Here is a 15,921-nt window from a genome sequence, read left to right as displayed (position 1 = left end):
CGGTTCACTACCACAACCACAGCGTTCCGACGAGTCGTCCAATCGGGGTAGTGCCCAACTCACGCGTGCAAGCGTTATGAAAGTGTTAATTCAGGCGGGTAGGGGGCGAAGCAATGCCTGACGCGCGCGTGCGCTCATTGCGTTTGCGCGCTATCATGTCGCGTCTGCACTGGCCTCCCGGAGGAAGCGTGGCTACGCACGGGCCGGTCGGCAGCAGTCTATTTCTGAAAGTGAGGATACGGAAATGACATTCATACGAGACTTATTTGGCATCATAGGCGACTTAACCTGGGGGTGGGCGCTTATTCCGATCCTCATCGTTCTTGGCATTTTCATCACCGCGCTGACCGGTTTTGTGCAGTTCCAGTTCTTCAAGCGCATGTTCCGTGTGCTTTCCTCCAAAAACCAGAGCGGGGATCCAAATGCGATCTCCGCGCGCGCAGCGCTCCTCGTTTCCGTTGGCGGTCGCGTCGGCGGCGGCAATATTGCCGGCGTTGCGGTGGCGATCACGCTTGGCGGGCCGGGCGCGGTGTTCTGGATGTGGGCCGTGGCGCTGGTCGGCATGGCCACCAGCCTGGTCGAATGCTCGCTCGCCCAGCTTTACAAGCGGCGCGAGCCCGATGGCACGTTTCGCGGCGGACCGGCCCGCTCGATCATCCATGGTCTTGGCCATGAGCACAAATGGCTCGCCGTTCTTTATGCGGTCTGTCTGATCGCGGCCTTCGCCATCGGCTTCAACGCGTTTCAGGGCAACACGGTCGCCGGCGCAGCGCAGGAGAGCCTTGGCATCGACCGGATGTGGTCCGGCATTCTGCTCACCGTCATTGCGGGTTTCATCGTCTTCGGCGGCATCCGCCGCATCGCGCTTGCAGCCGATGTTGTGGTGCCGGTCATGGCGCTGGCCTATCTGCTGATGGCCATCTTCATCATCGTCATCAACATCACCGAGTTACCGGGTGTCCTTTACTCCATCGTCATGAACGCCTTTGGCTTCGAGCAGGCGGTTGGCGGCGGCATGGGCGCGGCGCTGGCGCAGGGGTTACGACGCGGCCTGTTCTCCAATGAAGCGGGGCTCGGCTCCGCCCCCAATGTGGCGGCCACGGCCGATGTGCGTCACCCCATCAGCCAGGGCATCACCCAGTCCTTCTCCGTGTTCATCGACACGATCATGATCTGCAGCTGCACGGCCTTCGTGATCCTTCTGGGCGATGTCTATACGCCGGGTGCGGAAGGCATTGATGGCGTGGTGCTGACCCAGCAGTCTCTGGTCTCGCATCTGGGTGAATGGACCCAGTATTTCCTGACCTTCATTCTGCTGCTCTTCGCGTTCAGCTCGATCATCTACAATTACTATCTGGGTGAAAACGCCCTGACCATCATTACCGAAAGCAATGTCGCGGTGAACATATTGCGCCTGACCGTCATGGGCATGGTGTTTCTCGGGGCGGTGGCGCCCGGCGCTACGGCCGTGTTCTTCTTCTCGGATCCGCTGATGGGCGTTCTGGCGCTGGTCAATCTGATCGCCATCATGATGCTCTTACCCATCTGCCTGCGCATTCTGAAGGACTTCCGCGAGCAGCTGAAGGCAGGGGTGGACCGCCCGGTTCTCAACCCCGACAATTTCCCGGATCTCGATATCGACCGCACGGCATGGACCGGCAAGGTGCGCATATTCCGCGAGGCGGCGTAGCGCGCGGTCGTTTCAGGCGCCGGCATATGGAAAAGGGCAGGGGAAACCTGCCCTTTCTCTGTTCTGGAAGATCCCCGGAATGCTGGAGGAGCCTCTGACCGGGGGAGGGCTCGCTAAAAGCCCAGAAGAACAGCCGCGGCAATGGACATGGCCACCGCCAGCGCAGTCAGCGCCACAAACACACGTGCCTTGTCGAGAAACATCGCATAGCCGGCACACCACGCAGAAGTGGCCGCGCCGAGTGCGAAGAAAAACGCATCCCGCTCACCAAATGACAGCGATGCAGCCATCAGGCCGCCAATCACGATTGCGCCGAAAATCACGATGGTGGCAGCGGCATAAGCGTCGTAGCGGTCGTTCATTCTTCATCCCTTCACTGGTGCGTTTGCTGCGTCGCAGGCGCCCCCCGCGTGTCTATCCCTAACAGTTCATCTGGCCGAAAGGAACGCCCGCCAGTCCGCCGCGGTCAGGCTTTCTGGGCATGGTTCAGGATAATTCGATGCTGAATTAATTTTCACTCACTGTTGCGATTCGTAATATCGCACGTTATGTCTTTAGCCATGTATGGTATTTTCACATCATGCGCGAGGAAGACTTAAGTCTCTCAGCGCTCCGCCTGAGTGCAGGGATATGTGAAATATTGAGCAGGTGTTCTACCTGTATTTCATTTTCCATAAAATAATCAATCAAGAGGAACCATGAAACCCAAGCTAAGGGTCGAGAATGTTTATAAGATATTTGGAGATCATCCAGAACAGGCGCTCGAAGGTCTGAAAGAGGGCAAGTCGAAAATCGAGATTTTCGAAGCAACGGGACAAACCGTTGGTGTCCAGGATGTCAGTTTCGATGTTGGTGAGGGCGAAATTTTTGTGGTTATGGGCCTGTCCGGCTCGGGCAAGTCGACACTTGTCCGCACGCTGAACGGTCTGATTGCCCCCACATACGGCAAAATCCTCATCGATGATGATGACGTCGCCAGCTGCTCGGCAGACCGGCTGCGCAAGGTGCGCCGCGAAAAGATCACCATGGTCTTCCAGCATTTCGCGCTTTTCCCGCACAAGACCGTTGCCGACAATGTCGCCTACGGCCTCAAGATCAAGGGCGAGGGCGCTGCCGAACGGCGCAAGAAGGCGCTGGCGGCGCTGGAGCAGGTCGGGCTTGCCGCCTATGCGGACAGCTTCCCCAGCGAACTGTCGGGCGGCATGCAGCAGCGCGTCGGCCTGGCGCGCGGTCTCGCCACCGATCCTCAGATCCTGCTCATGGACGAGCCTTTCGGCGCGCTTGATCCGCTCATTCGCCGCGAGATGCAGGAAGAGCTCCTGCACCTGCAGAAGAAGCTCAAGAAGACCATCATCTTCATCACCCACGATCTCAACGAGGCGCTGCTCCTCGGTGACAAGATCGCCATCATGAAGGATGGCGAGTTCGTCCAGGTGGGCACCGCACAGGAAATCGTCGACAACCCGGCTGACGAGTACGTCGCCGCCTTTGTCGCCGACATTGATCGCGGCCGCGTGTTCGACGCCGCCCATGTGGCAGAACGCCCGATCACGGTCGAGCTTGGTGAAAAGGGCGCGGCGGAAAAGGCGCTTGAGCTCATGGAAGAGCACAATCGCAATGCGCTCTACGTGGTCGACAAGGACCGCATCGCCGGCCTCGTCACCTATCAGGAGCTGGCGGTTGCCGCACGCGAGGAGGGCCGGACCGATCTTTCCGAAGTGATGGTCACCGAGGTTCCGACCGTCGAGCGCGAAACCCCGCTCAACGAACTTTATGGCGCAGCGAGCGCCGGCTACCCGATCGCCGTTGCCGACAAGCGCGGCAGGCTGGCCGGCGTCATCGAGGCGCAGGCGGTGTTCTCGCAGCTTTCGGGCGATGAGAACGACGACACGGCGGTTCCGGCGGAAGACGCCGAAGCCCGGCAGTCCGCCAGCGAAGGAGACCGCCCATGATTAGCCCCGCTGACCTCGTTCAGATCCCGCTCGACGACTGGGTAAACAGCTTCGTGCGCGATTTCCTCGTGCCGAATTTCCGCCCCTTCTTCAGAAGCCTGCAGGTGCCGGTCACCGTTGTTCTGGGCTGGCTCGACGCCTTCTTCCACTGGCTGCCCATGCTGGTCTTCACGGCCATACTGACCGTGATCGCCGACCGCACGGCCGGTCGTGGCGTGGCAATCTTCACGCTCATCGCGCTGGTCTTCATCGACATGATCGGCCTGTGGGCGGAAACGATGACCACGCTGTCCATGATCATCACCTCGGTGTTCTTCTGCGCCGTGATCGGCATTCCCATCGGCATCTGGGCGGCGCGCAGCGATCGTGTCCTGCTTGTCGTGCGTCCGATCCTCGACATCATGCAGACGATTCCGTCCTTCGTGTATCTGGTGCCGATCGTGATGCTGTTCGGTGTGGGCATGGTGCCGGGCATCATCGCCACCATCATCTTTGCGCTGCCGCCCATCATCCGTCTCACCAATCTCGGCATCCGCAATGTGCGCGCCGACCTGATCGAGGCGGCCGAGGCGTTCGGTTCCACCCGTTCGCAGATGCTGTGGGAGGTCCAGTTCCCGCTGGCGCTTCGCACCATCATGGCGGGCCTCAACCAGACCCTGATGCTGGCGCTTTCCATGGTCGTCATTGCCGCGCTCATCGGCGCGGGCGGTCTCGGTCTCACGGTCTACACCGGCCTTGGACGCCTCAATGTGGGCGCGGCAACGGCCGGCGGCATCGGCATCGTGCTTCTCGCGATCATTCTCGATCGCATCACTCAGTCGCTCGGCGAAAAGAAAGCCGTGCAGACGCCTTCGCTCTGGCAGACGCTGCGCTCGATGTTCGGGCTCGGTAAGCCGGTCAAGGAAGAGCAAGCGGGCAAAGCCGCCTGAGGCGAGACCCGCTCTGCGGAACGCAATTGCGCGTTCCGCTCTTGCGGCAGCGGCTCCATTCGCTGCCACCACTGAAAATCACATAAAGGAGACTGCTTGTTATGACTGGTCTTAAGAAAAGCATTCCCGCAATTGCAGCCCTGGCGCTGCTCGGCTCCGTCGCCATGCCGGCGATGGCCGCAGAAGCCCCGGGCGAGGGCAAGACGATCAAGATGGCCCAGGCCACCTGGGACACCGGCTGGTTCCACTCCGAGATCTACAAGCAGCTGTTCGAGGAGCTCGGCTATACTGTCGATGGCCCGACCACGCTCGACAACCCGCCCTTCTACCAGGCCGTCGGCTATGGCGACGTCGATCTCTGGGTGAATGGCTGGTTCCCGATCCACGACACCTATCGTCCGGCCTTCGAGGGCTCGGCCGAGATCATCGGCGCCGTTGCCGCTGGCGGCGCGCTTCAGGGCTATCTGGTGGACAAGGCGTCCGCCGAGAAGTTCGACATCAAGACGCTTGACGATTTCAAGCGCGACGAGGTCAAGGAAGCGTTCGACCGTGATGGCGATGGCAAGGCCGATCTGGTCGCCTGCCCGCCCGGCTGGGGCTGTGAGGTTGCCATTGAAGGTCACCTGACCGAGTACGGTCTCAAGGATCACATCAACGAGATCAAGGCGAGCTATTCGGCTTCCATGGCCGATGCGGTTGCCGCCCATGACAGCGGCGAGCCGATCCTGTTCTACACCTGGACGCCGAACTGGACCGTCAACGAGCTGAAGCTCGGTGAAGACGTTGTCTGGATTCAGGTTCCCGAGGAAGCCACCGAAGAGAACGCCGCTGCCGGCATCGCGTCCTGTGTGGCCGACCCCTGCGTGATGGGCTTTGAGGCGAACGACATCGTGCCGGTCGCAAACTCCAAGTTCCTTGAGGAAAACCCGGCAGTTGCCGCAGTTCTCAAGACGGCTTCGATCCCGCTTGAAGACATCTTCGCCCAGAACTCTGCGATGAATGACGGTGCGGACAGCCCCGAAGACATCAAGAAGCAGGCTTCGGACTGGATCGAGAAGAACCGCGAAATGGTTGATGGCTGGCTCGAAGAAGCCCGCAAGGCTGTCGACTAAGAAATTGGTGCTGTCAGGCGCGCTTGCCTGACACGGCACAATTCGAGACCACGCGCTGGAAACGGCGCGTGGTTTTTTCGTGGGTCCGGAAGAAGGCGCGGCGATCTAGTAAAGCCGCGGCGGGGCTGTGTAGATCGGAACATCCAGATCCGGCTGCACCGGCTGGATGCGGTATTTGAGGTCCTGCTGCTGGCGCAGCCAGTCCCGATGCTGGTCGTCCATCGCATCGCGGGTCCGTTCGGCCTCGCTTTCGGCGCGCTCCTGCCGGGCGCGTTCCGCTTCGGTCAGCGTCTTCGTGTCTTCTGCCGCATGAACCGGCATTGCAGCCTGTATGGCCGCCGCCGCCGCAAGGGCGAAGGCCATGCCGGCAATGCGTAACCCGTCTTTCAGAACTGTGCTCATGGCCCTTATGTAGTGTGCCAGGCTGCGTTTCGACAGGGAGGCTCAGTTGAGCGAGAGAATGGCCCCGTTCAGAAGGGCCGCGAAGAACACCCATGCCGCATAGGGCAGGAACATCAGCGCCGATGCACGGTCCGAGCGCCAGCTTGCTACAATGAAAGCGGTGATCGTTGCCGCCAGAAGCAGGATGATCAGCAGGGCGAGCCCCACCTGATGCAGCAGGAAGAAGGCCGGCGACCAGGCGAAGTTCAAAACGAGCTGAAGCCACCAGAGCCGCATCGCCATGCCATGCCGTGCGCGCTGCCATGTCCGTGCGCCAGCCACCGTGATCAGCACATAGAGAATGGTCCAGACCGGCGCGAACACCCAGTTTGGCGGGTTGAAGGCCGGCTTTGCCAGCGCCGCATACCAGGGGCCGGGCGCGGTGATGTATCCGATGGCGAGACCCGCGCCGACAACGAGAAGCAGAAAGACCGGCAGGACGCGAATGATGGGCATGGTTTGATCCGTATTGATGTTCTTGAGGGGAGGTGGCTGCGTGCTTCCGTGCAGATCACATGTCCGTTTCGCTGCGGATTTCAAGGCGAGGTGATGCAAAAGAAGAGTGTTTTGCCCCGTACCCGGTGGCAACCCCAGCGGGAACAATGCCAATTCACCGGCATTATTGTTCTGGCAGATGTGTGACCGCTCCTCAGGCAGGGGCGGGGCCCGGGCGGAATTTCTCTGGCGGAAAGCGCCCTGTCGCGGTTGCCGTGCGGCGCGCGCCTCTGTATTGCCGGATGAGGGCCGTGCCCGTTCACAAAGCCGCAATTCCCAGCCAGGGAGGACCATTTGAGCGAGCCTGAAGGACTGGACGAGAAAACCGGGGCGGAAGCCGCCGACGGTCTGGGCATTTATGACGAGGATGGCGTCGTCTCCGCGCCGTTCCTGGCCCATATCGGCGCAGCCATAGCCGACCGGGACACGATCACCCTCAGACAAGAGGTGAGTTCGCTCCACCAGTCCGAAATCGGCGATCTGCTCGAAGCCCTCCTGCCGGATCAGCGCCTCGCGCTGGTCGTGCTGATGGGCGACGATTTCGACTATACGGCGCTGACCGAGGTCGATGAGGCGATCCGTCTCGAAATTCTCGAAAACCTGCCCAATGCGCAGGTCGCGCGCGCCGTCGAACAGCTCGATTCGGATGACGCCGTCTATATCCTGGAAGATCTGGAACAGTCCGATCAGGACGAGATTCTCGCCCAGCTTCCGTTCACCGAGCGGGTGCGGTTGCGCCGGTCGCTTGGCTACCCGGATGAAACCGCCGGCCGGCGCATGCAGACGGAATTCGTCGCCGTGCCGCCGTTCTGGACCGTCGGCCAGACCATCGACTACATGCGCGAGGAGCAGAACCTTCCGGAGAGCTTTTCGCAGATCTTCGTCATCGATCCGACCTTCCGCCTCGTGGGCGCCGTCGATCTCGACCGCATCCTGCGCACCGGGCGGGGCACCAAGATCGAAGACATCATGCGGGAGACGCGACACGCCATTCCGGCCACGATGGATCAGGAAGAGGCGGCGCAGATCTTTGAAAAATACGATCTTCTGTCCGCCGCCGTCGTGGACGACAATGAGCGCCTCGTGGGTGTCCTGACCATTGATGACGTGGTCGACGTCATCCAGCAGGAGGCCGAAGAGGATCTTCTGCGCCTTGGCGGCGTGGGTGATGAAGAACTCTCCGACCGCGTGTGGACGGCTGCGCGCTCGCGCGTGCCATGGCTGATGGTGAACCTCATCACCGCCTTCCTTGCTGCGTCGGTGATCGGCCTGTTCGACGACACAATCGAAAAAGTGGTGGCGCTCGCCATCCTGATGCCCATCGTCGCCGGCATGGGCGGCAATGCCGGCTCGCAGACCATGACGGTCACCGTGCGCGCGCTCGCCACCCGCGACATCGATATCTACAATGCCGGCCGCATCATCCGTCGTGAGATGGGCGTCGGCGTGTTCAACGGCATCGTTTTCGCGATTTTGATCGGCGCTGTCGCCGCCGCCTGGTTCCAGGATTACAATCTGGGCGGCATCATCGCCGCCGCCATGATCATCAACATGTTCGTGGCGGCGCTTGGCGGCATTCTCATCCCGCTTCTGCTCGACCGGGTGGGCGCCGATCCGGCCGTCGCCTCGGCCGTCTTCGTGACGGCCGTGACGGATGTGGTGGGCTTCTTCGCCTTCCTTGGTCTGGCGACCTGGTGGTTCGGCGTCTAATAGAGCAGTTCCAGGAAAAATGGGAACCGCTTTTCCGCCCGGTATTGCTCAGGCCGGAACGGCTGCCATGGCCGAGCGGCGCGCGCGATAGAGAATGAAGAACGCGATGGCCACATTGCCCAGGTTCCATGCGATCCCGTTGAGGAACGCCGCCTGGTAGGAGCCGGTCAGATCGTAGATCCAGCCCGACATCCAGCCGCCCAGCGCCATGCCGATAATGGTCGCCATGATCACCACGCCCATGCGCTGGCCCGCTTCGCGCGCCGGCAGATATTCGCGCACGATGATCGCGTAGCTCGGAATGATGCCGCCCTGCGACAGGCCGAAGATGAACGACACCATGTAGAGCGAAGCGAGCCCGTTGAACGGAATGTAGAGAAGCAGCGAAAGGCCCTGTAGCACGGAGCCGAGCAGCAGTGTCGGCACGCCGCCGATTTTGTCTGCGAGCACGCCGGAGATCAGGCGGCTTGCAATGCCCGCGCCCAGCATCAGCGACAGCATTTCCGCGCCACGCGCAATGTCGTAGCCCAGATCGATGCAGTAGGCGACGATGTGCACCTGTGGCATCGACATGGCGACACAGCAGCCGAGACCGGCCAAAACGAGCAGGCTCTGAAGCGCGCGGGGCGACAGGTCGATGGGGCGTCGTCCGCCCGGCCGCCGCGCCTGTGCGCCCGGCATTTCATCCGCCTCCTGCACGACAGGCTTTGCGCGCATCAGGAGCGCCAGCGGCACGATGCTGACAATGCAGAAAATGCCGATGCCCAGAAAGGTCACGCGCCAGCTCGTGTGTTCCAGCGCAAGCTTGATGACGGTCGGCCACAGGACACCGGACAGGTAATTGCCGCAGGCCACAGCCGCCACCGCGATGCCGCGGCGCTTTTCGAACCAGTGCGAAATGTCCGCCAGAAGCGGCCCGAAACAGGCCGCGCCGCCCAGTCCGATCAGAACCTGAAGGATGACAAACTGCCAGAGCGCGGTCGTGAAACTGGAGAGGATGAAGCCTGCGCCCAGCGCCGCACCGGCAATCGCCACCGGCATCGCCACGCCGGTCCGGTCGGCAAAGCGCCCAAGAAGCACATTGCCCAGCGCAAATCCGACCATCGCGCTTGTATAGGGCAGGGATGCCGCCGCGCGGTCAACGCCGAACTCCGCCTGAATGGGCGGCAGAACCACGACAAAGGCCCAGAGCCCCACAGTGCCGAAGGTGCCGATCAGGATCGCGATCGTCATCCGGAACCAGGCATAGGGTCCGTCGATCGCGTTGTCGCCGGCGCTGTAGAAGCTGCGCAAATGCACGTCTTGTCATCCTTGCTCGTGAGAGGCGTTCATGCGCGCCTGCCGAAACAGGCTCGATCCTGAACAGTTATTCTCATAGCGCGTGGCGATGCGCCACCGTAGGGCCAGTCGCCCTGTCATGCCTGTCCATGCCCGCGCGCCCCGCCATGGCATACTGGCCGTATGTCCCGCCAGCACAAAGCCTGGAGCAGGACAGCATTGCGGTCATATTAATGGGTCCTGACCCTGAGCTCCGCACAAGTGTCTCTCCTGTCTAAAGAGTAATGGTGCACAACGAAAAATTGACTTTTACGTAAGGGCCGTGGCAGTTTACGCGCCCGCTGCATGCTTTAAGGGAATCGACCGAAATGGATGGCGGGTCTTGATGGTTTGCCGGTCCGGTGTGATCGGCTTTCTGTCGAACACGATAAATGGCGGCATATTCCTGGGGGCGCCGGTTGATGAACGACCGGGCAGGGGGCCGGAAGCAAAGGGCGAAAAGCCATGCGCGACTATTATTCCATCACCGAGCTGACGCGTGAGTTCGGCATATCCACCAGAACGCTTCGCTTCTATGAGGATGAAGGGCTGATCAAGCCCGTGCGTCGTGGGCGCACCCGTCTTTACCGCCCGTCCGACCGGCATCTGGTGCGCCAGATCCTGCGCGGGCGCAGCATCGGTTTTTCCATCGCCGAAATCCGCGAGATCATCGATGTCTACAAGGCGCCGCCCGGCGAGATTGGCCAGCTCAAGCTCATGCTGGCGCGCATTTCGGAAAAGCAGCAGGATCTGCGCCAGAAGCGCCGTGATCTGGAAGACACGCTCGATGAGTTAAGCCGCGCGGAAGAGTCCTGCGTGGAGCGCCTTGCCGAGCTCGGCGTCAACACCTGACGCCCAACCCGCCTCAGAACCAGCGGCGCACCCGCTTCTGATAATCCCGGTATTTCTTGCCGAACCGCAGGCCGAGGTGCTTTTCCTCGGGCTCGATGGCCAGTTTCTGCGTCAGGAAGCAGGCGACGATGAGGCTCGCGAAAAACCACGCATTTCCGGCCACAAGCCCGATGCCCGCCGTCAGCATGGAATTGCCGAGATAGATCGGGTTGCGGCTGAATGAGAAGGGGCCGCTCGTCACCAGCGTGTCTGCGCCGCGGGTCGGCAGGATCGCCGTGCCCGCCCTGTGCAGCGTGCGCATGGCCTGCAGGTCGATGAACACGAAGCCTGCGATCAGCAGCCAGCCGATGGCGAACAGAAGATCGGAAAGCGGCGGCCCGATCCACGGCAGGGGATAGAAAATGCCAAGCACCGCCGCGATCACGATGGCCGAGAGATAAATCACCGGTGGCCAGGGAAAGCGCGCCGGTCGCTGTTCATGGTCGTTCATTCGAAGTGTCCCGCTCCGTAAAATCGCTCCCCGTTTCAGCGGTCATAGTGCATTCGGCAGCGATTTCACTCAAGCGGCTTTGCGTTTCCATTCCCGGCGTTGATGTCATCAGTGCATCCAGCCGGCCTTCCACCTTCAGCGTATCGGTAAAGCAGGCGCAATATGCGGTGCAGAAAGCCTCGTCGCGGCTCTCAAGGCACTGGCTCGCACAGGCCTTGGTGAAGCGGATTTCGGCGGGCTCCACTGCCGGCGGCCAGATCTGCGCCAGCACCCACACGCAGCCGATCAGCACCGGCTGATGCAGCAGATAGAAGGCGAGGCTGTGCCGGCCCGCAAAGGTGAATGGCGCATGCCAGCGCGCCGGCTTCATCAGCGAGAGCCAGCTGAGGAAGCCGCTGTCACGGGCGATGCGCGCCGCCGCGATCCCGGCGAGCGTGGCCGCAAACCACGGGAACAGCGGCACGTAATCGTTGGAGGGCGGGCGGAACGTCGAAAGGCCAACCCACCAAAGCGCCGGCGTGTCGAAAAAAGCCGAGCGCAGGAAATGGGGTGCCGCCGCTACAAGTGCTGCCAGAACAAAAAGGCTCCATGCCGGAAAGCGCAGAAACGCCAGGCCGAGCAGGCTCGCAAGCGCGATGTGATGGAGAATGCCGAAGAAGATGAAGCCCGAGGGGAAGGCGAACCAAGTGGCAAGCGAAATGGCAGCCGCCGCACTGACGATCATCAAAAGCCGCTTTGCGAAACTCCTCCAGCGAATCCCCTTCTCATGGGCGAGAAAAAGACCCACGCCGACCAGAAAGATGAACGATGTGGCGATGCTGCGGGCAAAGAGCTTCCAGCCGCCGGTCACGGTGGTACCCGGCTCCATATAGCCGAAGAATTCGAGGTCCCACCCGAAATGGTAGACCGCCATGGCGAAGAGGGCGACACCGCGCGCAATGTCGATGGCTTCGATGCGCGTCTTCCCTGCCGCCCGATGCCGCATGTATGCTCCGCCCCCTGGAAAATGACTGTTATGTGTTGTGCTTATATTAGTCGGCGCTAAAAGTGGCCGAAAGACGGAGAGGTTTTCTATGCACATGGTTGAAGCAAACGGCGCGTCCATTCCTGCTCTGGGAATGGGAACCTGGACCTTGAAGGGGCAGACCTGCGCCGATCTCGTCACCCATGCGCTGAAGTCCGGATACCGGCACATCGACACCGCAGCGGCTTATGAAAACGAGGAAGCCGTGGGCGCCGGCCTGCGCGCATCGGGGCTCGCGCGCGACGAAATCTTCGTCACCACCAAGGTCTGGTGGACCAATATCGGCGCTGGCGACCTCCAACGGTCTGCAGAAGAGAGCTGTGCGCGGCTCGGTCTCGACCATGTCGACCTCTTGCTCATTCACTGGCCGAACCCGGATGTCGCTCTGTCCGAAAGCATTGCGGCGCTCAATCGTGTGCGTGAGAGCGGGCTTGCCCGCCATATCGGCGTTTCCAATTTCCCGACCGCGCTTCTTGCCGAAGCCGTGCGCCTGTCGGATGCGCCGCTGGTGGCCAATCAGGTGGAGTATCACCCCTATCTCGACCAGGAGAAGGTGTATCAGGCATGCCGCGCGGCTGGCATGGCCATGGTCTCCTATTGTCCGTTGTCGCGTGGTGGCGATCTTTTCGCACAGCCTGCAATTGCCGATGCAGCCGCGCGTCATGGCAAGACCCCGGCGCAGATCGTGCTTCGCTGGCATGTCCAGCAGGAAGGCGTCGTCGCCATTCCCCGCACCACCAATCCGGATCGCCTGATCGAGAATGCAGGCATTTTCGACTTCGCGTTGAGCGGTGAAGAAATGGTTGCCGTTTCCGCACTGCGTAAACGCGGCTATCGCATATGCGATTATGACTTCTCACCGGTCTGGGATATGGCCTGAATACGGCCTTGCGCAACGGGTTAACCCTGCGTTAGCTGGTCTTGAATAGTTTACTTGCGGTTGTCGTCGGTCACGCGTCCGCGCGGCGAGAGACAACATGCCTTTGGGGGAAGGTGGACGGCGTATGTTGCAGGTGTCAGACGTCCCGGGAAAGGGGCCCACCGATATTGCCAGCACGATCGCAAGTTCCATGCGTCGCATGGGGGTTAGCGGTCTGCCGCGCAACTACGAGATTTTCTATGAGGTGTTCACCGGTTCGAACCGCGATCTCGTGCGCGAGTTCGAGGCGCTGAACGGTCGTCCCACGCAGGAAGCGCTGGACAAGCTTTCCCTGAAATATTTCACCCAGAACAAGCGACAGGCCGTTGTCGAGAGCGCACAGGAGCAGATCGCAGCCCGTGCGCAGGACATTCTCTCGCTTCTGGGGCGCGAGCGCAGTTCGCTGGAAAAGTTCGGCGTCATTCTCGATCAGACCTCGAATGGCCTGAGCGGGCGCGATCTCTCCCACGACATTCTGCGTAAGATCGTCGGCATCATGGCGGCCGCCACCGAGACCACGATCCAGCAGGGGCGGCAGATCAGCCAGGCGATGGAGGAGAAGTCCAACGAGCTGGAAGAGATGCGCACCAAGCTCGCCCAGTACAAGAAGCTCGCCGACACCGATCCGCTGACCAGGATCTGGAACCGGCGCGCCTTCGACAAGCGCATGGCGGATGTCTATGACGACCAGCGCTCGGTCATGTTCCACGCGCTGATCCTTGCAGACATTGATGGCTTCAAGGCGTTCAACGATCACTATGGTCATCCGGTGGGCGACCGGATCCTTCAGGGCGTTGCACAGATCCTCAAGACACAGTCGACCACAGACTGCTTCGTTGCGCGCACCGGCGGCGAGGAATTCGCCATTATTGTCGAGGGGTTATCGGAAGAAGCGACCATGAAGGTTGCAGAAGCCATACGTCTTGCCGTGGAAAAGGCGGAGTTCGTCATCGGGGCCGGCGTTCGCAATTACGGCCCCATCCACATCTCGCTCGGCGTGTGCATGGCGGCAGACGCCGGCGATGCCGAAGAGCTCTACGCAAAGGCCGATCAGGCGCTTTACGCGTCGAAAGTCGACGGTCGAAACCGGGCAACGCTCTTCTCGCGGATCCCCAAGGGGAAGTTCACGAAGAACTGGCTTCTCTACAGGCAGGACTGAGGGTTAAGTCCGGGCATTCCGCCGCACGCATTTTGTTAAATTTTGCCTACACTTTGACGGGTAAGACGTCGAATTCCAACCGATCTGTGCTAAACGGAGAGGCAAGGGGCGATTTGCGCGCGATTCATGTCGCTGCTTTCCATTCAAGTGAGGATACTGACCATGTTGAAGAAATCCATCGCTGTTGCGCTCGTGGCGGGCTTTGCCGCCGGCTGCGTGACCAGCACAGACCCGTATACCGGTCAGCAGAAGATCTCCAACACGGCCGGCGGCGCAGGGCTCGGCGCGCTGGCGGGTGCGGGCATTGGACTTCTGGCTGGTGGCGATGATCGCCGCAACGCGCTGATCGGCGCCGGCATCGGTGCGCTCGCCGGCGGCGCCATTGGCTCCTATATGGACCAGCAGGAAGCGCAGCTTCGCGGCCAGCTTCAGGGCACGGGCGTGAGCGTCACCCGTCAGGGCGACTACATCATCCTCAACATGCCGTCGAACATCACCTTCGCAACCGATTCGTCGACCATCCAGCCGGCGTTCTACTCCACGCTGAATTCGGTGGCGCTGGTGCTCAACAAGTACAACCGCACCCTCGTCGACGTGTTCGGCTTCACCGATTCCACCGGCAGCCCGAGCTACAACATGGACCTGTCGCAGCGTCGCGCCAGCTCAGTTGCCAGCTACCTGATCTCGCAGGGCGCGGCCAGCCAGCGCTTCGCGGTCATCGGTCGTGGCGAGAGCCAGCCGATTGCGTCCAACGCAACGCCGGAAGGCCGCGCACAGAACCGTCGCGTGGAAATCCGTCTGTCGCCGCTCACCGGCGCCTGATCGAGCACACAGCGGTCATACGCAAAAAGAAAAGCCGCCGGCGCATCGCCGGCGGCTTTTTTCGTGTCCGTTATAAGGTCGCGCGGTCAGCCGGCGGCGATGGCGGCAGCGATCCGCGCGGCAAGGCGGGCATTGTTCTTCACCAGCGCAATGTTGGTGGTGAGGCTTGCGCCATCGGTCAGCTCCAGAATGCGGGCCAGCAGGAACGGCGTCACATCCTTGCCCGAGATGCCCTTTTCGGTCGCCTCCTTCTGGGCGGTGGCGATGTATCCGGCCATCACGTCGGCAGCGATTTCCTCATCCGCCGGAACCGGGTTGGCGATCAGCATGCCGCCGTCGATGCCAAGCGCCCGGCGCGTTGCCTGGAAACGGGCAATCGCCTCGGCCGTGTCAAGCCGCAGCGGCGCGGTGTAGGGCGATTGGCGCGACCAGAAAGCCGGCATCGTGTCGGTGCCATACGCCACGACCGGCACGCCGCGCGTTTCCAGAACCTCGAGCGTCTTTTCCGTGTCGAGAATGGCCTTGGGGCCAGCCGAAACGACGATCACCGGCGTCTGCGCCAGCTCGTCCAGATCGGCGGAAATGTCGAAGCTCGTCTCCGCGCCCTTGTGAACGCCGCCAATGCCGCCGGTGGCGAAAACCGGGATGCCGGCCATCTGTGCGGCAATCATGGTCGCGGCCACCGTGGTGCCGCCGCTCTTGCCTTCGGCAATGGCGAAGGCGAGGTCGGCGCGCGACAGCTTCATCGGATCCTTGGCCTGCGCCAGCGCCTCGCGCTCATGGTCGGAAAGGCCGACCTTCAGCCGCCCGTCGATCACGGCGATGGTGGCGGGAACCGCACCTTCTTCGCGGATCAGAGCCTCCACGTCGCTCGCCATCTCATTGTTGCGCGGCCACGGCATGCCATGGGTGATGATAGTGCTTTCCAGGGCCACCACCGGCTTGCCGGCGGCAAGGGCTTCGGCGACGGGCGCGTGGATGTCGATAATGTTCTTGGACTGCACGGGGG

General features: G+C 61.6%; 16 protein-coding genes. 9 read left to right on the top strand and 7 right to left on the bottom strand.

What is annotated here, in order from left to right; all coding sequences use genetic code 11:
- Nucleotides 1-244: 244 nt before the first annotated feature.
- Nucleotides 245-1,690 carry an alanine/glycine:cation symporter family protein gene (locus tag ACRTG1_RS16210; RefSeq protein ID WP_432516575.1) on the top strand — a complete coding sequence of 482 codons (1,446 nt, stop codon included), beginning with the start codon at nt 245-247 and terminating at the stop codon, nt 1,688-1,690.
- A gap of 113 nt (nt 1,691-1,803) precedes the next feature.
- Here the strand turns inward: ACRTG1_RS16210 and ACRTG1_RS16205 are convergent, their stop codons facing one another.
- The gene (locus tag ACRTG1_RS16205; RefSeq protein WP_113154983.1) at nt 1,804-2,052 is read right to left on the bottom strand and encodes a hypothetical protein; all 249 of its coding nucleotides are present in this window, start codon (nt 2,050-2,052) and stop codon (nt 1,804-1,806) included.
- Nucleotides 2,053-2,388: 336 nt separating this feature from the next.
- Here ACRTG1_RS16205 and ACRTG1_RS16200 point away from each other — a divergent pair, with 336 nt between their 5' ends.
- The 3 genes from ACRTG1_RS16200 to proX all read left to right on the top strand — a co-directional run bounded on the left by ACRTG1_RS16200 (nt 2,389) and on the right by proX (nt 5,683).
- Nucleotides 2,389-3,642, top strand: a complete 1,254-nt coding sequence (locus tag ACRTG1_RS16200) for a quaternary amine ABC transporter ATP-binding protein (RefSeq protein WP_317561155.1) — start codon at nt 2,389-2,391, stop codon at nt 3,640-3,642.
- Nucleotides 3,639-4,571 carry an ABC transporter permease gene (locus ACRTG1_RS16195; RefSeq protein WP_113154985.1) on the top strand — a complete coding sequence of 311 codons (933 nt, stop codon included), beginning with the start codon at nt 3,639-3,641 and terminating at the stop codon, nt 4,569-4,571. Before ACRTG1_RS16200 ends, ACRTG1_RS16195 begins: the two co-directional genes overlap by 4 nt.
- Before the next feature lie 101 nt (nt 4,572-4,672).
- Complete coding sequence (gene proX / locus ACRTG1_RS16190; protein WP_206552718.1) at nt 4,673-5,683, top strand: glycine betaine/L-proline ABC transporter substrate-binding protein ProX; 1,011 nt, start codon at nt 4,673-4,675, stop codon at nt 5,681-5,683.
- A gap of 105 nt (nt 5,684-5,788) precedes the next feature.
- Here proX and ACRTG1_RS16185 read toward each other — a convergent pair whose 3' ends face one another.
- Nucleotides 5,789-6,085: a hypothetical protein gene (locus ACRTG1_RS16185; protein ID WP_432516574.1), complete on the bottom strand. Its 297-nt coding sequence runs from the start codon at nt 6,083-6,085 to the stop codon at nt 5,789-5,791.
- Nucleotides 6,086-6,127: 42 nt separating this feature from the next.
- Nucleotides 6,128-6,580: a TspO/MBR family protein gene (locus ACRTG1_RS16180; RefSeq protein WP_432516573.1), complete on the bottom strand. Its 453-nt coding sequence runs from the start codon at nt 6,578-6,580 to the stop codon at nt 6,128-6,130.
- Between the two features lie 333 nt (nt 6,581-6,913).
- Here ACRTG1_RS16180 and mgtE point away from each other — a divergent pair, with 333 nt between their 5' ends.
- Complete coding sequence (mgtE, locus tag ACRTG1_RS16175) at nt 6,914-8,329, top strand: magnesium transporter (protein ID WP_113154989.1); 1,416 nt, start codon at nt 6,914-6,916, stop codon at nt 8,327-8,329.
- Nucleotides 8,330-8,377: 48 nt separating this feature from the next.
- Here the strand turns inward: mgtE and ACRTG1_RS16170 are convergent, their stop codons facing one another.
- Nucleotides 8,378-9,562 (bottom strand): MFS transporter, encoded by a 1,185-nt coding sequence (locus tag ACRTG1_RS16170; RefSeq protein ID WP_206547734.1) that lies wholly within the window; start codon nt 9,560-9,562, stop codon nt 8,378-8,380.
- A gap of 549 nt (nt 9,563-10,111) precedes the next feature.
- Here ACRTG1_RS16170 and ACRTG1_RS16165 point away from each other — a divergent pair.
- Nucleotides 10,112-10,498: a MerR family transcriptional regulator gene (locus ACRTG1_RS16165; RefSeq protein WP_113154990.1), complete on the top strand. Its 387-nt coding sequence runs from the start codon at nt 10,112-10,114 to the stop codon at nt 10,496-10,498.
- Between the two features lie 13 nt (nt 10,499-10,511).
- Here ACRTG1_RS16165 and ACRTG1_RS16160 read toward each other — a convergent pair whose 3' ends face one another.
- Both ACRTG1_RS16160 and ACRTG1_RS16155 read right to left on the bottom strand, forming a co-directional pair.
- A complete protein-coding gene (locus tag ACRTG1_RS16160) occupies nt 10,512-10,988 on the bottom strand; it encodes a methyltransferase family protein (RefSeq protein ID WP_206545471.1) in 477 nt (158 codons plus the stop codon).
- The gene (locus ACRTG1_RS16155; protein ID WP_206552715.1) at nt 10,975-11,973 is read right to left on the bottom strand and encodes a heparan-alpha-glucosaminide N-acetyltransferase; all 999 of its coding nucleotides are present in this window, start codon (nt 11,971-11,973) and stop codon (nt 10,975-10,977) included. Before ACRTG1_RS16155 ends, ACRTG1_RS16160 begins: the two co-directional genes overlap by 14 nt.
- Nucleotides 11,974-12,061: 88 nt before the next feature.
- Here ACRTG1_RS16155 and ACRTG1_RS16150 point away from each other — a divergent pair, with 88 nt between their 5' ends.
- From ACRTG1_RS16150 to ACRTG1_RS16140, 3 genes are all read left to right on the top strand, one after another.
- Nucleotides 12,062-12,892 carry an aldo/keto reductase gene (locus ACRTG1_RS16150; RefSeq protein ID WP_432516572.1) on the top strand — a complete coding sequence of 277 codons (831 nt, stop codon included), beginning with the start codon at nt 12,062-12,064 and terminating at the stop codon, nt 12,890-12,892.
- A gap of 190 nt (nt 12,893-13,082) precedes the next feature.
- Nucleotides 13,083-14,090 carry a GGDEF domain-containing protein gene (locus tag ACRTG1_RS16145; protein WP_315900285.1) on the top strand — a complete coding sequence of 336 codons (1,008 nt, stop codon included), beginning with the start codon at nt 13,083-13,085 and terminating at the stop codon, nt 14,088-14,090.
- A gap of 162 nt (nt 14,091-14,252) precedes the next feature.
- The gene (locus ACRTG1_RS16140) at nt 14,253-14,912 is read left to right on the top strand and encodes an OmpA family protein (RefSeq protein WP_113154995.1); all 660 of its coding nucleotides are present in this window, start codon (nt 14,253-14,255) and stop codon (nt 14,910-14,912) included.
- Nucleotides 14,913-14,998: 86 nt separating this feature from the next.
- On the opposite strand, the gene ACRTG1_RS16135 is transcribed toward ACRTG1_RS16140, so the two are convergent.
- Nucleotides 14,999-15,916: a pseudouridine-5'-phosphate glycosidase gene (locus ACRTG1_RS16135; protein ID WP_113154996.1), complete on the bottom strand. Its 918-nt coding sequence runs from the start codon at nt 15,914-15,916 to the stop codon at nt 14,999-15,001.
- Nucleotides 15,917-15,921: the final 5 nt, after the last annotated feature.

Source organism: Nitratireductor sp. PBL-C9, from assembly GCF_050877045.1.
GTDB lineage: Bacteria > Pseudomonadota > Alphaproteobacteria > Rhizobiales > Rhizobiaceae > Nitratireductor > Nitratireductor aquimarinus.
The sequence above is the reverse complement of the archived record's forward strand: the minus strand, read 5'-3'. Positions and strand labels throughout refer to the sequence as shown.